At 41.4% G+C, this 415-nt stretch carries 1 protein-coding gene; it reads right to left on the bottom strand.

Annotation, left to right across the window (positions count from 1 at the left end; genetic code table 11):
- On the bottom strand, window positions 1–415 hold a 415-nt coding region (locus tag CP370_RS09385), incomplete at both ends, for a transposase (protein ID WP_143467899.1).

Raw genomic sequence — 415 nt, 5'->3', positions numbered from 1 at the left:
GCTCTGCGTTCTCTACGTGAAAGTATTCTTTGAGCGTGGGCGAGCTTTTTCTTGGTTCTACGGTAGAATCTTGGGTTAGCTACCACTGCACCATTAGAATCAGTCAAGAAGTTATCCAAGTTAAGATCAATGCCGACCTGTTTGTTGGTCTTAGCGTAGTTTTTGGCAAAGGCACTATCGCTTCCAAGCTGTAAAGAAAGATAAAACTGATCGTCTGCCGTTTTCTTAATTGAGGCAGTACCGATTCGAGTAGGAATACGGTTAAACAAACGCTTTTTAATCAGCTTGCGCAATCCAGCAATTCTCACTATTCCCAGTTTAGGAAGCTTAACATGCTTAGCGTCAATAAATCTAACCGTGCCATTATCAAGATAGGCTTCGTTTTGCTTTATGTACTGACAGTTAGTCTGATATG

This window comes from Lactobacillus sp. UMNPBX19, from assembly GCF_002553805.1.
Classification (GTDB): domain Bacteria; phylum Bacillota; class Bacilli; order Lactobacillales; family Lactobacillaceae; genus Lactobacillus.
This window is presented reverse-complemented; position numbering and strand designations above follow the sequence as displayed.